12 protein-coding genes and 1 pseudogene are annotated in these 18,420 nt (G+C 69.2%); 6 read left to right on the top strand and 7 right to left on the bottom strand.

Translation table 11 applies throughout. The annotated features are described in order from the left end of the window. Positions 1 to 24 precede the first annotated feature (24 nt). Positions 25 to 1,233, top strand: a complete 1,209-nt coding sequence (locus tag QM806_RS06430; RefSeq protein WP_081276597.1) for a polysaccharide biosynthesis protein — start codon at positions 25 to 27, stop codon at positions 1,231 to 1,233. Between the two features lie 136 nt (positions 1,234 to 1,369). Here the strand turns inward: QM806_RS06430 and pgfA are convergent, their stop codons facing one another. Next, complete coding sequence (pgfA, locus tag QM806_RS06435) at positions 1,370 to 2,524, bottom strand: cell envelope lipid trafficking protein PgfA (protein ID WP_054248366.1); 1,155 nt, start codon at positions 2,522 to 2,524, stop codon at positions 1,370 to 1,372. A gap of 286 nt (positions 2,525 to 2,810) precedes the next feature. Here pgfA and QM806_RS06440 point away from each other — a divergent pair. Beyond that, positions 2,811 to 3,740, top strand: a pseudogene (locus QM806_RS06440) (acyltransferase family protein); the annotation flags it as partial. A gap of 71 nt (positions 3,741 to 3,811) precedes the next feature. Here the strand turns inward: QM806_RS06440 and QM806_RS06445 are convergent. The 4 genes from QM806_RS06445 to QM806_RS06460 form a co-directional block, all read right to left on the bottom strand. Next, a complete protein-coding gene (locus QM806_RS06445; protein ID WP_120659613.1) occupies positions 3,812 to 8,125 on the bottom strand; it encodes an alpha-(1->3)-arabinofuranosyltransferase in 4,314 nt (1,437 codons plus the stop codon). 46 nt (positions 8,126 to 8,171) lie between these two features. Further along, a complete protein-coding gene (locus QM806_RS06450; protein ID WP_005258546.1) occupies positions 8,172 to 8,345 on the bottom strand; it encodes a DUF2613 domain-containing protein in 174 nt (57 codons plus the stop codon). 127 nt (positions 8,346 to 8,472) lie between these two features. Then, positions 8,473 to 9,564, bottom strand: coding sequence for an isochorismate synthase (locus QM806_RS06455; protein ID WP_037204330.1), 1,092 nt, complete (start codon positions 9,562 to 9,564; stop codon positions 8,473 to 8,475). A gap of 29 nt (positions 9,565 to 9,593) precedes the next feature. After that, entirely contained in the window at positions 9,594 to 10,061 is a 468-nt protein-coding gene (locus tag QM806_RS06460) for a universal stress protein (protein WP_005243718.1), read from the bottom strand. Between the two features lie 118 nt (positions 10,062 to 10,179). On the opposite strand from QM806_RS06460, the gene QM806_RS06465 reads away from it, so the two are divergent. Together QM806_RS06465 and QM806_RS06470 are read left to right on the top strand one after the other, a co-directional pair. Then, positions 10,180 to 11,361 (top strand): glycoside hydrolase family 3 N-terminal domain-containing protein, encoded by a 1,182-nt coding sequence (locus QM806_RS06465; protein ID WP_005575010.1) that lies wholly within the window; start codon positions 10,180 to 10,182, stop codon positions 11,359 to 11,361. A 102-nt stretch (positions 11,362 to 11,463) separates the two neighbouring features. Continuing rightward, on the top strand, positions 11,464 to 12,063 hold the full coding sequence (locus QM806_RS06470) for a TetR/AcrR family transcriptional regulator (protein WP_005258535.1): 600 nt from the start codon (positions 11,464 to 11,466) through the stop codon (positions 12,061 to 12,063). Between the two features lie 54 nt (positions 12,064 to 12,117). On the opposite strand, the gene QM806_RS06475 is transcribed toward QM806_RS06470, so the two are convergent. Together QM806_RS06475 and QM806_RS06480 are read right to left on the bottom strand one after the other, a co-directional pair. After that, positions 12,118 to 12,981 (bottom strand): MaoC/PaaZ C-terminal domain-containing protein, encoded by an 864-nt coding sequence (locus QM806_RS06475; RefSeq protein ID WP_005258534.1) that lies wholly within the window; start codon positions 12,979 to 12,981, stop codon positions 12,118 to 12,120. Continuing rightward, positions 12,981 to 14,327 carry a 3-oxoacyl-ACP reductase gene (locus tag QM806_RS06480; RefSeq protein ID WP_005258533.1) on the bottom strand — a complete coding sequence of 449 codons (1,347 nt, stop codon included), beginning with the start codon at positions 14,325 to 14,327 and terminating at the stop codon, positions 12,981 to 12,983. Before QM806_RS06480 ends, QM806_RS06475 begins: the two co-directional genes overlap by 1 nt. A gap of 130 nt (positions 14,328 to 14,457) precedes the next feature. Between QM806_RS06480 and QM806_RS06485 the strand changes: the two genes are divergently transcribed. Both QM806_RS06485 and QM806_RS06490 read left to right on the top strand, forming a co-directional pair. Next, positions 14,458 to 15,792 carry an acetyl-CoA C-acetyltransferase gene (locus QM806_RS06485; protein WP_005575008.1) on the top strand — a complete coding sequence of 445 codons (1,335 nt, stop codon included), beginning with the start codon at positions 14,458 to 14,460 and terminating at the stop codon, positions 15,790 to 15,792. Positions 15,793 to 16,122: 330 nt separating this feature from the next. Next, positions 16,123 to 18,396, top strand: a complete 2,274-nt coding sequence (locus tag QM806_RS06490) for a VanW family protein (RefSeq protein WP_283290790.1) — start codon at positions 16,123 to 16,125, stop codon at positions 18,394 to 18,396. The last annotated feature ends 24 nt before the right edge of the window (positions 18,397 to 18,420 follow it).

The raw sequence follows: 18,420 nt of genomic DNA on the forward strand, positions 1-18,420 counted from the left end.
GGCTCGCACGGCACGTAGTGCATCATGGGGCGCATGCCACGCCAGACCCTCACCAGCTCGGCGGTCGCCGGGGTGACGATGGTGACGGCGGGCTCGATGATCGCGAACATCGCGTCCTACCTGCTGCATCTGCCGGCGAGCCGCTGGCTCGGACCGGCGGGCTACGGAGAGTTCGCGAGTCTGCTGGCGGCCCAGCTCGTCCTCGCCGTCCCCGCTCTCGCACTGCAGACCGTCGTCGCCCGCGAGGTGGTCCGGGGTAAGGGAGCCCACGCGGTCCGGCTGCTGGGATACCGCTGCGCGGTGATCGTCGCGGTCGCGGCGATGCTGCTCGCCCCCCTCGTGTCGTGGGCGCTCGACACCGGCATGCTCGCCACGTTCTCGGCGCTCGTCACGGCGCCCGTCCTCGTCCTGCTCGCCACCGAGCAGGGACTGCTGCAGGGCTCGGCGCGGTTCGGTCCGCTCAGCGTCGTCCTCGCGGCAGCGGGTGTCGCGAAGGTCGTTCCCGCGGTCGTGGTGCTGGCCGTCGGCGCCGGGCCGGGGCTCGCGCTCGCCGCCAGTGCGGTGGGCACCGGACTGGTAGCGCTGTGCGCGCGACTGTTCGCCGATTCGGGGATCACCGGGGAGTCGAGCACCCGGATCGGCGTCGCGGCCGTGCTGAAGGCGTCGCAGGTGCAGTTGGCGCTGATCGCGTTGTCGTCGATGGACCTCGTGATCGCCCGGATCGTGCTCAGCAACGACGACGCCGGCCTGTACGCACTGGGCGCCGTCGCGACCAAGGCCGCATTCTGGCTGCCGCAGGCCGTCGGGGTGGTGCTCTACCCGCGGATGGCGAATCCCGCGCACTCCGCGCAGGCGATCCGGTCGGCGCTCGCCGTCCTCGTCGGACTCGGTGCGGTACTCGTCGCGGGCGTCGCGGTGGCCGCCCCCCTCGTCCCGCTCCTCGTCGGCGACGCGTACCAGCCCGTCCAGTCGCTGCTGTGGCTGTTCGCGCTCCACGGTGCCTGCCTGGCCGTCCTGCAGGGCGCCTTGCTGTCCGCCATCGCGGGGGAGCGGACGTACCTCGCCGTGATCGCCTGGATCGGTCTTGCCGTCGAGATGACCGGCATGCTGACCCTCGCGTCCACGATCGGGCAGTTCATCGCCGTCGCCGTGACGGTCGCGTCGAGCACGGCACTGGTCGCCGGCGTTCTCGCCGTGCGCAGCGCGCGGCGCGATGCCCCGCGCCCAATGTGACATCCGTTCAACCCGACGAGCCGCCTGTGACATCGGGCGACACCGCACAGCCGCCCCCGGGAACAACGAAGGGGACCTCGGTGCACTACCGAGGTCCCCTTCGCGACCGGACTACGTGGCGTCCGGCTGTACTGCTCTATCGCTCGTCGTACCGGCGCGGATCTTGCACGGGAATCTCTTCCGTCTTGTCCGTGGTCCAGTCGTGCTGCTCGGTGGGAGCCTCCGACTTGTCCAGGTCGACGTGGCGGCCACCGTCGCTCGGCGGGTAGTCGTCGCCGGCGGTGTGCGCGGGCTGCCTGCCCTTGCCGCCGCGCAGACCCAGGACGATTCCTGCGATCAGGGCGATGACACCGAGGATGCCGGCGATGATCGGAATGGTCCGGCCGATCAGGCTGAGCTGGTCAATGCCGTCCCGGGCCTGTTCGGCCTGGCTCTCGATGGTCTCTTCGTCGAACGGCAGGGTTGCCTTCAACACGTCGACCTCAGGCTTGTCCTTGTTCCGGGCGTAGTACTGGTGAACCTGCTCCTGACCCTTGATGGCCACACCGGTCTGGGGCTCGATCCACACGTCGCGCACGTTGGTGTACCAGCGCGTCATGGTGACGGGCAGAGTGCCGCCGGGAACACCCCAGGTGTCGGCGGGAAGAGTCAACTTGTTGGTGGGGAGGTTGGCGACCTTCGAGAGATCGACGGGTTCGATGGTCTGGTTGTAGTGGTAGACCTTCAGACCGTTGATCTCCGTCTCCTCGACGAAGTTGATGTCGTTAGTGGTGCGCGCGGTCACGTCGAAGAACGGGTAGGCCTTCTTCTCCGAGTTGAACGGGAACCGGTACTGAAGTCCGTCACGCGGAACTTCCTCGGCTGGCTGGTTCGCTTGTGTCTGGATCGTGCCCACCGGATCGTTGGTCGGCATAGCCGTCTTGCGGTCGACGGTGACGCGGTCCACGAACGCGGTGAGCAATCCGGTGTCGCCCTGCTTGTCGGTGCGCCGGAGCGTCTGACCATTCTGGATGGTGACCACGTCGGCGTCCGCAGGATCCTCGGACGTGACGAAGCGCTGCGACACCAACGGAACATTCGTGTTGACTTCGGCCTTGCCTGCGAGAAGTGCCTGCGAGTTGAGCACACTGCCGTTTGCCTTGGCAATCGTGGTCGCCTCGAGATCCAAAGGCGTCTTTGCCAACTTGCTCATCCCATAGGTCGGAATGAGGATTGCGACGGCCAAGAGGAAGGCACCGAGGCCCACCAGAATGCAAGCAAGTATCCGGCTCGGCCCTGAGCGCTCCGCCATGCTTTCTCTCCTAACCCAACTCTGTCGATTGAGATTCCCCCACCGGCAGCACGGCTGCACGGATCGCATGGAGCCCACATCGACACCACGTGAGGCAAAACACTAACAGTCTCGAACGCGCATTTGCCCCATCGGATAGTAAACGCATCGGCCGTTCGCCATCGAAGTGACTCGGACGGAGTTTTCCGTCACAGCCCCGGGACCAGGCACACTGTTGGTGATGAGCACCTCGGCCACCACGCGCACGACCGCAACCCCGCGCAGCTTCATTCCCGCACTCGAGGGAATGCGCGGTCTCGCGGCGCTGGGTGTGCTCGTGACGCACGTCGCGTTCCAGACCGGTGCCACGCACGTGCCCGTCCTCGGCCGCATCTGGGGACGATTCGATCTGGCGGTGGCGGTCTTCTTCGCGCTGTCCGGATTCTTGTTGTGGCGCAGCCATGCCGGCGCGGCGCGAGGGATGGGCCCCGCCCAGGGAATCGTCCGGTACTGGATCTCGCGGGCGACGCGCATCCTGCCCGCGTACTGGGTCGCCGTGGCGGTGGTGTTGACGTTCCTGCCCACCGCGAACGCGAGTTACCGCACGTGGTGGGCGAATCTCGGACTCGTGCAGGTGTTCGTGCCCCTCACGCTCACCGACGGTCTGACCCAGATGTGGAGTCTGTCGGTGGAGGTGGCCTTCTACCTGGTGCTTCCGTTGCTGGCGTTCGCGCTGGTCGGGCTGCGGGGTCCGGTTGCGCGGCTGCGTGTTCCGGCGATTCTCGCGCTGATCGCGGTGAGCCTGACGTGGGCATTCGTGCCGGTGTCGACGCCGGGCGGCATCCATCACGACAACTGGCTGCCGGGGTACCTGCCCTGGTTCGGAGCGGGGATGTTGCTGGCCGAACTGGCGGTGAGTCCGCCCGGACGAATGCACCGCTGGGCGCATCATCGCGTCCGGATGTTTCTCGTCGCCGCTGTGGCATTCGCCCTCACGGCGACCGACCTCGCCGGCCCGGAGGGGCTGGTGCGTCCCGAACCGTGGCAGTACGCCGTCAAGATGGCGCTCGGCGCCGTCATCAGCTTCGCGCTGATGGCCCCGCTGGTGCTGTCCGACACATCCAGCCACCGCTACCTCGCGAGTCCGCTCGCTCTCGCCGTGGGCCGCTGGTCGTACGGCATCTTCATCTGGCACCTCGCGGTGCTGTCGATCGTCTTTCCGGTGTTCGGGCTCGTTCCGTTCACCGGCCACTTCGTCTACATCCTGTTCCTGACGACCGTGATGAGCGTCGCGGTCGCGTCGGCCAGCTACGCGTTGGTGGAGGAACCGGCTCGCCGCGCCGTCAAACGCTGGGAGGCGCGCGTCAGGAGCGCCGACCGTCCGAGCGGCAGCACCGCCAGCCCGGTGGCGACGAGCGCCAGCAGTAGCGGGAACTGAACGAGGAACGAGTGCCCCACGTACCCGCCGGGCGCCCGCCACGGGCCGGTGGAGAGCATCGCCATGCCGAGCATCGTCGACGCTCCGGCGACCCCCACCAGCACGCGCGCCGTGGTGGCGGTTCCGCGTAGCCGGACGAGGGTCACGGCCAGCAGCGTCACCACGACCGTCGTCATCGCGCCGACGGGACCACCGATCACGGTGGCGGCAGCGAGGATTCCCAGCCACCCGACCGTCGCGCTGCCCCAGGTCCGGGGTGCCGGGCCGGAATCGCGCTGACGTGCGCGACGCGGCCACAGCGCGGCAGCGATCAGCGGAATCAGCAGCAGCAGACCGCCGAAGATCCCGAGGCGGTACCAGTGGTCGGTGGGGAAGTCGAGGGTCACCGTCCCCTCGGTTCCCGCGGGCAGGATCCACCCCTGCTGCCAGCCGTCCACGACGATCGGTGTCAGTTCGCTGCCGTCCGGTGCGGTGGCCACCCAGCCGACGTTGGTGCTCTCGGGGACGACGACGACGCGCTCGGCGTCCGAGCGCGGCACCGTGAGTTCCCGGTGGTTCTCCGTCCACGCGGTGGTCGACACCTGCTCGGTCGGAACGGCCTGGGCCTGCGGTCCGGCGTCGAGGCGGAGACTGTCGACGAAGAACGCCGACCCGGGGTCGACGGTCACGTCCTGGGATCCGGCTCCCAGCGGAACGGGGCCGGCCGTGTCACAGAGGGTCGCGGGAACCGGGTCACCGGAGAGCAATTGCCCGACAGTTGCCGTGACGCTCGTGCGAACCGGCTGCCCGCCGACCGTCACGACCGGCCCCTCCTCGCAGGGAACCGCCACCGGGCGGGCGCCGGCATCGTCGGCCGGACCCGAACCGGGCAGCAGGACGCCGTCCTCGCCCAGCACCCCGACCTCGGCGAGTCCGGCCGGCTGCAGCTGCGCGAAACCCAGCGCGTTCTGATCGAGGGTGCTCTTCCATGACACGAGGCTGAGCACGATCCGGTCGGTCACCCGGGGTTCGACCGTGACGGTCCCGTCGTCCTCGTCCACGTCGCGCACCTGCGGTCCGTTCCCGAGGTCGACGGCGACCCGGTCGGGGGCGGCGGGCACGGCACCCAGGCTGGGGGTCAGTTGCAGGCCGGTGACCAGCGTCGGTTCGGGAAGGTCGATCGTGAGAGTCGGTTTCGCGCCCTTGCCGCTGGTGGTGTCCTGTTTCGCCGACCAGCTGGTGCGCGGATCGTTGTCGGTGGCGGCGAACGCCGACCCACGAAGGTCGGTGATGTTGCTGGTGCCGTGGGCCGACGGTGAATCCCGCTGGGTGAGAAGCTCTTCCAGCGGCGCGCCGTGCCGCGCCCGCAGCATCAGTTGCGGTGTGACCGCCGTGGGTTCGGGCACCGACAACGTTCTCTCGAACGTGCCGACCTCCTCGGGCGGCAGGACGACGGCGTTGCTGCACCGCACGCGGTCCGGGGAATCGGCGCACGAGTTGCGGCCGGGGAGTTCCTGGCTGAGATCCCAACCCGAGACGGACGCGCCGTCGGGGGTGGGCGGCAACACGGTCCGGTACCGGATCGGCACGGTGACCGGGGCGTCACGCTGGGAGAAGTCCTCGACCGACACCTCGCTGATGCCGAACTGCGTTCCCGCGGAACCATTCTCGGTGCGGGTCGCGGTGATCCGCACCCACGGGGTGATGCCGCCGGGGACGGACACGGCGATCGGTTTGCCCGGGGCATCCACCTTCACGGCGGTACTGCCGTTGGGGGTCGACACCTCCATCCAGCGGACGGGGGCGCCGATCGCGGCCGGGCTGGTCGTGATGTGCAGCAGCGAACTGGTGAGCGGAGTGTCGAAGTCGATCTGGAGCCACTGGCCCAGCGCCCGCTCGATGCCGTTGCTGAACCAGCCCGTCGCCGGGTCGCCGTCGACGGTCGCGGCGGCGCTGCTGGCGGGGGAGGTGCCGCCGAGTTGCGTGGCGTCGGACGCGGCACTCGACACGCTCAACGCCGCGCCCTCCCACTGCCCCTCCACCAGCGGGGTGTCCGCCACCGGATAGTCGGGGACGAGATTGAACGTCCGGCGGGCATCGTCCGGCGTGCGCAGCGCCGAACTGTGGTTGTCGACCTGGCCGTAGTCGGTTTCCCGGTTCCGGGGCGTGTCCGTGACGGTGACGTCGTCGACCGGCAGTCCGGCGCGCTTCGCGTCCGCGGCCAGCAGTACCGGTCCGGCCCCGGGCAGGACGCCGTTCTCCCGCAGGCGTTGCAGCGATTCCGGACCGCCCTGCACCCGGGGGACGCCGTCGAGGTTCGCGGTGTACGGCCCGCTCGTCGTCGGCGAACCGTCCGGCATCGACACCTCGAAGATCTCGATCGCCGGGTACCGGGGCCGCAGGTCGCTGTCGATCACCAGGCCTTCCACGTCGCCGGGGCCGATGTCCTCACCGAATTCCGCGACCTGCGTGAATCCGGGCGAGCCGGTGACGGCCTGGTGCGCGAGCAGCGGGCGCGTCGACCGCGACGTCTCGGGGTCGAGGTCGTTGCGGAGGACGAGGTAGTGGATGCCCTGGCCGAGCAGGGTCTGCGCCATGCCGTCCGAGGGGCGGCCGTCCGTGATCAGCCGCTGGATCGAGTCCATCGCGCGGATGGTGCCGGGCGGGGTGAGCGGGACGGCGTCGCGGGACGCCCACGGCGTGGACGCCAGGGCCTGCATCGGCTCGTCGCGGGTGAGACCCCAGAGCTGGCTGCCGAACGGTGCGCCCGGCACCACGAGCGCCCGCTCCGCGTCGGAACCGTCGGGGCTCGTGCCCCCGGCGTTGTCCTCCAGCCACGCGGCGGCCTGCTGCCAGTAGCCGGGGACCTCGGAATACGTGCCCCGCGGTGCGAGCTTGCCCGTCCACGCCAGCGACGTCGCCAGGGTGAGGGCGACCAGCACCAGGCTCGTCACCGCGACCATCGGTTCGCGCTCGGGGTGCGCGAACGCGCTGCGCCACCGGGCCACCGGCACGGACCCGGGCAGCGGCACCTTCGCCAGCAGGTGCGCCAGCCCGAGCACGAGGGGCAGTCGGACGAGCGGCTCGAGTTTGTGCACGTTCCGGAGGGGCGCCCCGGTGGAGTCGAGGAACAGTCGCACCTGCTCGGCGAACGGGGAGCCCAGTTCGCCGATGTACCCGGCCGCGAGTCCGGCGACACCGACGAACAGGATCAGGGTGAGGCGACCGCGGGCCGGCATCGACCGCATGCACAGTCCGGCGAGACCCGCGGCGGCGATCAGACCGGTCGCCGCGACCGCGGCGGGCTGGGTGACGAGGACCGCGCCGGCGATCCGCTCGGGGGAGACGAACGGCGTCCAGCTGTCGGTGCCGCGGAGAATCTCGGCGAGGGACGTCCACTGCGTGGTCACCCCGGACGACTCGATGTAGTCGAGGAACGGCGGGCTCACCTTGCCGAGCAACAGCAGCGGCACGATCCACCACAACGTGGCCAGTGCCAGGAACGGGAACCACCACGCGGTGAACACCCACCACCGACGGTTGGGCCGGTGCGAGATCCACCACAGAGCTGCGACGAGGCACGCGGCCACGGTCGCGACGGCGTTCACCGCGCCCATCAACGCGACGGCGAGCGCCGACTGGGCCGCCAACCGTGCAGGTGAGTGCCATCGCGTGTCCCGGGACGCTTTGTCACTCACATGGGAGAGGGCGACGACCACGGGAAGAAGGACCCACGGCGCCAGCATCATCGGCAGGGTTTCCGACGAGATCGAACCGAGGGTGGTGAGGACACGGGGGGAGAACGCGAACGCGACACCGGCGATGATCCGGGACGATCGGCTGCCGACACCGAGTGCTTCGGCGAGACGGACGATGCCCCAGAATCCGGCGACGAGCAGCAGGGCCCACCAGACCCGCTGAGTGATCCACGGCGGGACGCTCAGGACGTCGCCGAGCGCGAAGAACGCGCCGTGCGGAAAGAAGTAACCGTAGGCCTGGTTCTGCACCTGGCCCATGGGGGCCTGGCTGCTCCACTGATGCGCGGCCCGTTCCAGGAATCCGATCGGATTCTGGGACAGGTCGTACTTGGTGTCAGCGGCGAGCCGGCCGGGGGTTTGGAGAAATGCGAGAAGAAACGCTACGACAGAGGCGCCGAACAGCCACCGCCGTGACAGAGGCTCCGCCGAGGGCGCCATGGACGACATGGCCGCCGACTCGGGGGAAGTGCGGGAACTTGTTGAGCCGGCGCTCTCAGCGGCTGCCGTACTCAACCTGGTTCAGGAGCGAGGAATCCGCGTTGCCGCTGCGGTCGATCTCGGGACGCGTGTTGTCCTGTGCGGCTGCAGTGATGCCGAGCGTCGCCACGGTGCCGAGAGCGACACCGACCACGGCGCTGACCACACCGGGCACAAGGAACTTCCCCATCAGACATCTCCCACCGTCGTGCCATCGACGCACACGGCTACTCCCGCGTACGAATTGCTCGGGTCAAGGTATCACCCGTGGGCCGCCGAACTGCTGATTGGTGCTCGTGGGCCACCGTTTCTGCAGTTCACGGGCTCTGCTGCACTCCGAGCGCCCGAAGCAGCGTGCGCAGTTTGGTGGTCGTCTCGTCGAGTTCGGACTCCGGGTCGGACTCGGCCACGATGCCCCCGCCCGCCGTCGCCAGTGCCTCGAGTCCGTCCGCGGCGATCTCGGCGCACCTGATGGCCACCACCCAGTCGCCGTCGCCGTCGCCGCCGCACCACCCGACGGCGCCGCCGTAGAACCGCCGATCCTCCTCGACGTCCCGGATGGTCGCGAGAGCGAGGTCGGTGGGGGTGCCGCACACCGCGGGGGTCGGGTGCAGCGCGGTGGCCAAGCTCAACGCGCTGGTCGACGGGTCGCGCAGCACGCCTTCGATGGGGGTCGCGAGATGCCACACCTCGTGCGTGCTCGTCAGTACCGGGGAGTCCGGGATGGTCAGCTCGGTGCAGAGCGGCGCCAGGACCTCCCTGATCCAGGCCGTGACGAACGCGTGCTCGGCCAAGTTCTTCGTGGACTCCAGGAGTCCGCGACCTTCCTTCTCGTCGGCCTCCGGATCGGTGCGCCGCGGCGCGGTTCCGGCGAGGGGACGGCAGGTGACGCGTCGCCCGCGCCGGCTGAGCAGCACCTCGGGGCTGGCGCCGACGAGACTGCGTCCGCGGAAGCTCTCGCCGGCCGCGGAGAGGTCGACGGCGAACCCGTTGGCGGTGGGATTCTGGTGAATCATTCTCGCGGCCAACGCTTCTGCGGAGATGGGGGTGTCTGCGCGGAGGGTGACGCTGCGTGCGGCCACCACCTTGCCGAGGGTGCCCTCGCGCAGGCGGTCGACGAGTGATCGCACCCGGGCCACGTGCTCGGCGGGGTCGGGGACCTCCCGCGTGAGGTGTACGGAGGGAAGGTCGGGAACGGTGCCGGGGCGCCACGGGCCGTCCGTGAACTCCCACGATTCCGGGGCGGTCAGCGCGGCGGGACGTTCGGGATCGAACGGCAGCGCTCCGACGATCAGCTCGGTGTCACCGTTCGCGAGGGCCGCGACAGCGGCTGCCGCGGTGTCGTGCCCGTGCCGCGCACCGGACGTGCGCAGCGTCCGGTCGGCGCGGGAGAGAAGGAAGCCGTCCATGGTCACCCGACAGTAGTCGGGCGGCCGGACTACTTCCCGGGAGGCACGATCAGCACCGGGCGGTGGCTGTGGCGCAACACGTGGTCGGCGACGCTGCTCTGCAGCAACGACCGCAGACCGGTGGTGCCGCGGGTGCCGGTGACGATGATGTCGACCGCGAGTTCGTCGGACGTCTCGACGATGGCCGTCCAGATCGTGCTGGTGCACTCGATGCAGCGGCCCTCGGTGGCGAGCCCGGCGGCCTCGGCGAGTTGGACGCCCTCTTCGTTGGTCACCTTGGCGTCGGAGAACGCGACGTCCTCGGTCTCCTCGTCGGGCACCCACTCGGGTTGCATCACACCGGACAGGCCCGACATACGCGCGGCCTGGCGGACCATCGGCTCCCACACCGTCACCAGCACAGCGCGATTGGAGGCGAGGAAGCGACCTGCGCACTCCACGGCACGCTTGGCGTTGTCGGATCCGTCGTAGGCGATCAACATCAAACCACCGGGCACTACGACCTCCTGAGTACGGGCTTCCTCTGTGTCCAGATTACCAAGACGGGCGGCAGCGGTCGCCGATTCGGGGCCTACCAGGGGGGTGCCGGTGGCGAATTGGGCTACCGTCGAACCCATGCGGATCAAGTATGCACTCGCGCTCGCTGCCTGTACCGGCCTCGTCGCCGGATGTTCGTCGGGTGGTGGCGAGACGGTCGCGGAATCGTCGTCGGCGACAGCGACGCCGTCGCCGTCCTCCGTCGAGCCGGCGTCGCACACCGGCACCGCAGCGCCCGCCGCCGCACCGGCGTCGTGCGAGACGGAGTTTCTGCAGTCGTTGCCGTTGCGGCGCAAGCTTGCTCAGCTGCTGAACGTGGGAGTGACCGGCACCGCGGATGCGGCTCAGGTGGTCCGGGACGAGCAGATCGGCGGGATCTTCGTCGGGAGCTGGACCGACGAGGCCATGCTCGCGAACCGTGAGATTCCCCAGGTGGCGTCGGCGTCGTCGCTGCCCCTGATGGTGACGATCGACGAGGAGGGTGGACGCGTGTCGCGCGTCGAGAACCTGCTCGGAGCCGATCCGTCCGCCCGGCAGACCGCAGCCACGATGACGGAGGAGCAGACGTACCAGATGGCGCTCGAGCGCGGTCGCGGACTGAAGGACCTCGGTGTCACCGTGAACTTCGCCCCCGACGTGGACGTGAGCAGCCAGCCCGACGACAGCGTCATCGGCGACCGCTCCTACTCCGACGATCCCGCCGTGGTCACCCGCTACGCCGACGCGTACGCGCGCGGGATGCGGGACGCGGGAATCCTGCCCGTCATCAAGCACTTCCCCGGCCACGGATCGGCGTCCGGCGACTCGCACACCGGGGCCGTCACCACCCCGCCGCTCGAGCAGTTGCAGACGAAGGACCTCGTCCCGTTCCGGAACCTGGTGTCCACGGGTGTCGGCGTCATGCTCGGCCACCTCGAGGTGCCGGGTCTGACCGCCCCCGGGGTCCCTGCCAGCATCAGTCCCGACGCCGTGGCGCTGCTGCGCGGCGGCACCGGATACGGCGCGCCGCCGTTCACCGGCCCGATCTTCACCGACGACCTCAGCGGCATGCAGGCGATCACCGACCGCTACGACATCACGGTCGCCGTCGAGACCGCGCTGGAATCCGGTGTCGACGTCGCCCTGTGGCTCACCACCGACGACGTCCCGCGGGTCCTCGATCACCTCGAAAGCGTTGTGGCCTCGGGCAAGCTGCCGCAGCAGCGTGTCGACGAGGCGGTCCTGACCGTGGCGCGCGCCAAGGGCGTGCTGGCCTGCTAGTGCCCGGTCTGCGACAGGGTGCTGGTATTCTTCTCGTCCGCCGGTCGGGCCCGCTTTATTACCGTAGAGTAAGATAGCGGGTTCGACGATGATGGAGGACGAATGGCCGGCGGCACCAAGCGACTGCCGCGCGCAGTGCGCGAGCAGCAGATGCTCGACGCTGCTGTCGACGTCTTCTCCGACAGAGGTTTTCACGAAACGTCCATGGACGCGATCGCGTCCAAGGCGGAAATTTCGAAGCCGATGCTGTACCTGTACTACGGCTCGAAGGACGAACTGTTCGCGGCATGCATCCAGCGGGAGGGTCTGCGCTTCGTCGAGGCACTCGCTCCGGCGGGCGATCCGGGGCTGAGCCCGCGCGAACAGCTGCGCCGGGCCCTCGAAGGGTTTCTCGGGTTCGTGGGCAAGCACCGCAAGTCGTGGATGGTGCTGTATCGCCAGGCGATGGGGCAGCAGGCGTTCGTGGGGTCGGTGCAATCGAGCCGCGACCGGCTGATCGAGCTGACCGCGCACCTGCTCGAGTCCAGCACCAAGGATCCCGAGCCGGGGCAGGATTTCGAACTGATCGCCATCGCCCTGGTCGGTGCGGGCGAGGCCGTGGCCGACCGCGTCGCCGGCGGCGAGATCGAGGTCGACGCCGCCGCAGACCTGCTGGAATCCCTGGCGTGGCGCGGCCTCGCGGGTAAGAAGAAGCCGGAGTGAATGTACCTTTCGACGCCTTGGCGGCGTCGAAAGGTACATTCGCCCGTGCAGCAGCTACCGCAGCGTCGCGGTGAGGTGCGGGTACCCCTTCTTCGGGTGCTTGATCGACAGATCCCAGCCGTCGCCGGTCTGATCGGCGTACACGTTCAGCGTCGACGGCAGCAGGATCGGCTTGCCGAAGCGCACGCTGTACGTGACGGCGTCCGGGATCCGGCCCTCCACCGACCCGAGGACGGCGGCAGCACTCCACATGCCGTGCGCGATGGTCTTCGGGAATCCGAAAGCCTTGGCGCCCAACGTCGACACGTGAATCGGGTTCCGGTCACCGGACACCGCGGCGTATTTGCCGATCGTCTTCTGATCGACCCGCAGCGTCCGCAGCGGACGCGGCGGCTCCTCCTCGGCCTTCGGCTCGGGGCCGGGCTGACCGGACAGCGACGTCTTCTGCTGACGCAGGAACGTCGACGTCTGCTTCCACACCAGTTCGCGTCCGACCCGGATCTCGCTGATCACGTCGATCAGGAGTCCCTTGCGGTGCTCACGCAGATTCTCCGCGTGCACCGACACGTCCAGGGGCTCGATCACCGAGATGGGACGGAACTGTTCGATGACGTTCTCCGCGTGCACGGAACCGATGGCGGGGAAGGGGAAGCCTTCGGACACCATCAGCTTCATCACGACCGGGAACACCAGCGTGAACGGGTACGTGAGCGGCAGGTGGTCGCCGAAACGCAGACCGGTCACCCGGTCGTACGCCGCCAGGTTGTCGGGGTCCACGCGGACGCCGTTCAGGACCAGCGTCGTGTCCGGGGCACTGTGCCCGCTCGCGCCGATGACCGGCAGCGCACTGCGCACGGCCCGGGCGTAGATGTCGAGCGTGCCCGGCTTCTCCGTGAGTTGCACGACCTTGCCGGACATCAGGCGCCCAGCAGGCTCTGGCCGCAGACGCGGACGATCTGTCCGGTGACGGCGTTGGACGCGGGGCTCGCGAAGTAGGCGACGGTCTCGGCGACGTCGACGGTCTCGCCGCCCTGCAGCAGGGAGCTCATGCGACGTCCGGCCTCGCGGGTGGCGAACGGGATCGCCGCGGTCATCGCCGTCTCGATGAAGCCCGGTGCGACGGCGTTGATCGTGATCTTCTTCGTCGCGAGCACCGGCGCCGAGGCCTGCACGAGGCCGATCACACCGGCCTTGGAGGTGCCGTAGTTGGTCTGGCCCCGGTTGCCCGCGATGCCGGCGATGGAGGAGACGTCGATGACGCGGCCGCCTTCCTTCAGTGCACCCTTGGCGACGAGGACGTCGGTGATGCGCTGCGGCGCAAGAAGGTTGACGCCAATCACCATGTTCCAGCGACCTTCGTCCATGTTGGCGAGGGTCTTGTCGCGGGTGATGCCGGCGTTGTGGACGATGATGTCCGCGCCGCCGTGCCGTTCGAGGACGAACTCGGCGAGCTTGTCTGCCGCGTCGTCCGCGGTCACGTCCAGCGCGAGGGAGGTGCCGCCGACCTTGTTGGCGGTCTCCGACAGTGCCTCACCGGCGGCCGGGATGTCGGCGCAGATGACGTGCGCGCCGTCGCGGGAGAGGACCTCGGCGATGGTCGCGCCGATGCCGCGGGCCGCACCGGTGACGATGGCGACCTTCCCGTCGAGCGGCTTGTCCCAGTCGGCGGGTGCGACGGAATCCTCGGCGCCGACCCGGATGACCTGGCCGCTGACGAACGCGGACTTGGCCGACAGCAGGAAACGCAGCGTGGATTCGAGACCCGACAGTCCTGCGGAAGCCTTCGGCGAGACGTAGACGAGCTGAGCCGTGGCGCCGCGCTTGACCTCCTTGCCGACGCTGCGGGTGAAGCCCTCGAGCGCGCGCTGGGCGATGTGCTCGTCGACGCTGGACGTCTCCTCGGGGGTGGTGCCGATGACGACGACGCGCGCGGACGGCGCGAGGTTGCGGACGACCGGCTGGAAGAATTCGAAAAGCTGCTCGAGGTCGGTGACCGAACCGATGCCTGTGGCGTCGAACACCAAAGCGCCGTACGTGTCGTCGCCCGTTCCCGCGGCGGGGTAGTCGGACAGCAGTTCGCGCAACGGTTCGACGAGGCGGCCCTTGCCGCCGATCAGGACCGGACCGGCGAGCGGCGGTTCGCCGTGCTTGTATCGCCGCAGGTTCTCCGGTCGCGGCAGTCCCGCTTTCGCGGCGATGAACGCGCCGGGTGCGGATGAGAGGAACTGGGAATAGAGGTCGGGAGCTCCCTTGCTGGCTGCCACGGTCCTACCTTCTGTCGTCGTTTGGCGGTCAGTCACCGAGCACCGAGTGAAGTGCGGTGTCGACAAGTAACTTACTCCTGAGTAAGAATAGTAGCCAACAGGTAATCGCACCAGATCCTTGGAGACGTCAGTGACCAGCAAAGCTCGCACCAATTCGAACTCCGCAGCGGCGCCGAAGCCAGGCGGAAAGCAGCAGCGTCCCGTCGCGATCGTCGGCGGAAACCGCATCCCGTTCGCCCGCTCCGACCGGAAGTACGCGCAGGCGTCCAACCAGGACATGTTCACCGCCACCCTCGACGGTCTCGTGAGCCGCTTCAACCTCCAGGGCGAGAAGCTGGGCCTCGTCGCAGGCGGCGCCGTGCTCAAGCACAGCCGCGACTTCAACCTGATGCGCGAATGCGTCCTCGGCAGCGCCCTCAGCCCGTACACGCCGGCCTTCGACCTGCAGCAGGCCTGCGGCACCGGACTGCAGTCGATCGTCGCCGTCGGTGACGCGATCGCGGCCGGCCGCATCGATGCGGGTGTCGGTGGCGGCGTCGACACCACGTCGGACGCGCCGATCGGCGTCAACGACGAACTCCGCGAGTTCCTGCTGTCCCTGAACCGCGCGAAGAGCACCGGCGACCGCATCAAGCTCCTCGGCAACGTCCGCCCGTCCATGCTCGGCATCGAGATCCCCCGCAACGGCGAACCCCGCACCGGGCTCTCCATGGGCGAGCACGCCGCCATCACGGCCAAGGAATTCGGCGTCCGCCGCGAGGACCAGGACGCACTCGCCGCCGCCAGCCACCAGAACATGGCCGCCGCCTACGACCGCGGATTCTTCGACGACCTGGTGACGCCGTTCCTCGGGCTCACCCGCGACGACAACCTGCGGCCCGACTCCAGCGCCGAGAAGCTGGCCAAGCTGAAGCCGGTCTTCGGGGTGAAGGCGGGCGACGCCACGATGACGGCGGGTAACTCCACCCCGCTCACCGACGGCGCGTCCGCAGTCCTGCTGTCCACCGACGAATGGGCCGCCGAGCGCAAGCTTCCGGTGCTCGCGCATCTCGTCGACTCCGAGACCGCGGCCGTCGACTACATCCACGGCAAGGACGGGCTCCTGATGGCGCCGACGTACGCCATCCCGCGCCTGCTGGCCCGCAACGGCCTCACCCTGCAGGATTTCGACTACTACGAGATCCACGAGGCGTTCGCGTCCGTCGTGCTGGCGACGCTGCAGGCGTTCGAATCGGACGAGTACTGCAAGGAACGCCTGGGCCTCGACGGCGCACTGGGGTCCATCGACCGCAGCAAGCTGAACGTCAACGGGTCCTCGCTGGCGGCGGGGCACCCGTTCGCCGCGACCGGCGGACGCATCGTCGCCTCGCTCGCCAAGATGCTGGCGGAGAAGGGCTCGGGCCGCGGCCTGATCTCGATTTGCGCCGCCGGCGGCCAGGGTGTGACGGCAATCATAGAGGCGTGATCCGACTGGCCTTTCCGGTAGCTGGGAGACCGGAAAGGCCAGCGTGCGCGCAGTGCGAGCGGGGATCCGGCAACGAGGGGTGGCCGGATCCCCGAATTCTTTTCCAACAGGTGTAACGCTGGAGATTAGCTGGCGATATCCCTGTCAGCCCCGTGTTGCTGCCTGACCCCCGACCTGGCAGCAGCGCGGGGCTCTTGCATTTCCGGCGGCCGGTACGCTGACGTGGGGGTCTCGACCGGGCCTCGCTCGGATCGGATCGCGCTTGAAATGCAACGAGCACCGACGGCAAGCTGAGGCCCGCACGAAGGACAACTCGGTGAGAGGGCCACGGTGAACGACGAAGACGGCGACAAGGGGAGCACGGCACCCGAACGGTCGACGCCGGACCCTTCCGCGACGCCCGAGAGTGTCGAACCCGAGAATGTGGCCGACCCGCCCGCTCCGGAACCGGACGAGATCTCGGAACCCGAAAACGCTCCGGCTCCCGAGGACGCTCCGGCTCCCGAGGATTCGGCGGAACAGCCGAGTGCCGACGACGCCCCGACGACGCAGCTGAACCTCGGTGACCTGGGGGAACGCTCCGAGGAGCAGGCTCCCGACGCGCCGTTGTGGGTGGAGCCGCCGGCGAACGAGGACGTCACTCAGGTGATCCCCGCGATTCCGCCGGGTCCCGTTCCCGGGCCGACGCCGGCGTACACCACACCGGCCGACGATCCGACCGTGGTGGCGCCCGCCGCCGCGGCGCAGGTCCCACCGCAGCCGGCACCGGAACCTTCCGCGCCCGCCGAGCCCTCCGCAGAACCGACCACCCCGGCCCGCGCGCCCTGGGTGAAGATCGCAGCAGTCACCGGCGGTGTGATCGCCCTGATCGGCATCGCGTACGCCGCGGACCTCGCGGTGTCCTCCGGGAAGGTCCCGCGCGGGGTGACCGTGGCAGGCGTCGACGTGGGCGGTTCGTCCCGCGAGGCGGCCGAGGCCATTCTGCAGGCGCAGGTCGGCCCGCGCGCCGACCAACCGCTGACGGTGACGGCCGGCGACGTGTCGACGCAACTCGTTCCGTCCGCCGCCGGGCTCGGGGTCGACTGGGAGGCCACCCTCGACCGGGCCGATTCGCAGCCGCTCAACCCGTTCACGAGGCTCACGTCGTTCTTCACCACCGACGAGATCGGTGTGGTGTCGACCCGCGACGAGGCCGCGCTGGCGTCCGCCGTCGACGGCCTCCGCAGTGAGACCGATCGCGCGTCCCGCGAGGGGACCGTCGTGTTCGAGGGGCCGACCCCGGTTCCGGTCGACCCGTCGACCGGGCAGAACCTGAACGGCGAGGGCGCCGAGGCGGCGTTGACCGAGGAATGGGCGTTCGGCCGGACGGTGGACCTGCCCGTCGACGTCGTGCCCGTGACGGTGACGAAGGAAGGCGTCCAGAGGGCGCTCGACGAGGTGGCGGCGCCCGCTGCCTCCGCCGATCTGGTGGTAACCGGACGCGACGGCAAGGTCGCGACCGCGGCGCGTCAGCAGATCGGTGCCATCGTCGGCTTCGAACCGGACGGCAACGGCGGGCTGAAGCCCACCTACAACATCGAGGCTGCCACGGGCATCCTGGCCCCGCAGCTGGTCTCGACGGAGATCGCACCGAAGGACGCGACGATCACGCTCGACGGCGGATCACCCACCGTCGTCCCCGCGGTCGTCGGCGACCTGGTGCAGTGGCCCAAGACGCTGGAGACACTGCCCGAGTTGTTGCGCGGCAACGGTTCTCACACCACCGCCGCGGTGTACGGACCCGTCCCGCCCGCCCTCACCACGGAGGCCGCGCAGGCGCTCGGCGTGAAGGAAGTGATTGGCGAGTTCACGACCGGCGGCTTCTCTGCCGCGTCGGGTACCAACATCCGGCTCGCCGCCAGTGAGATCAACGGGGCGCTGATCAAGCCGGGCGACACGTTCTCCCTCAACGGGTACACGGGCCCGCGCGGCACGGCTCAGGGCTATGTGGAGTCGGGCATCATCAACAACGGTCGCCCGGACACCGCCGTCGGTGGCGGTGTGAGCCAGGTGGCGACGACGCTCTACAACGCCGCATATTTCGCGGGCATGGAGGACGTCGCGCACACCGAGCACTCGTACTACATCTCGCGTTACCCCGAGGCGCGCGAGGCCACCGTCTTCGAAGGCGCCATCGACCTGCAGTTCCGGAACACCGGCAAGACGGGTGTGATGATCCAGGCCATCGGCGGCGCCTCGGATCTGACCATCCGGTTCTGGGGAACCAAGTCGGTCGACGTCGAGTCGATCACCGGCAACCGGACCAAGCCGACGGAGCCCGACACGGTCACCCTGCCCGCCGGCGATCACTGCATCGCCTCCAGCGGCGCACCGGGATTCACCGCCAGCGACACCCGGGTGATCTCCGACCACGCCACCGGCCAGGAAATCTCCCGGAACACCAGGACCGTCCGGTACGACCCCGTCCCGATCGTCAAGTGCGAGGCACCCGCCCCCGCACCCAAACCCGACGAGCGCACCCCCGCCGCCTCGCCGGCCCCGTCCGCCCCGGCGGAAAGCCCGAAAACCACCACCCCGAAGCCGAAGCCGAACGACGGCGAGTAGACGCACTACTTCTCGGTTCGCGCA

This window comes from Rhodococcus sp. IEGM 1351, assembly GCF_030056875.1.
GTDB lineage: Bacteria > Actinomycetota > Actinomycetes > Mycobacteriales > Mycobacteriaceae > Rhodococcus_F > Rhodococcus_F opacus.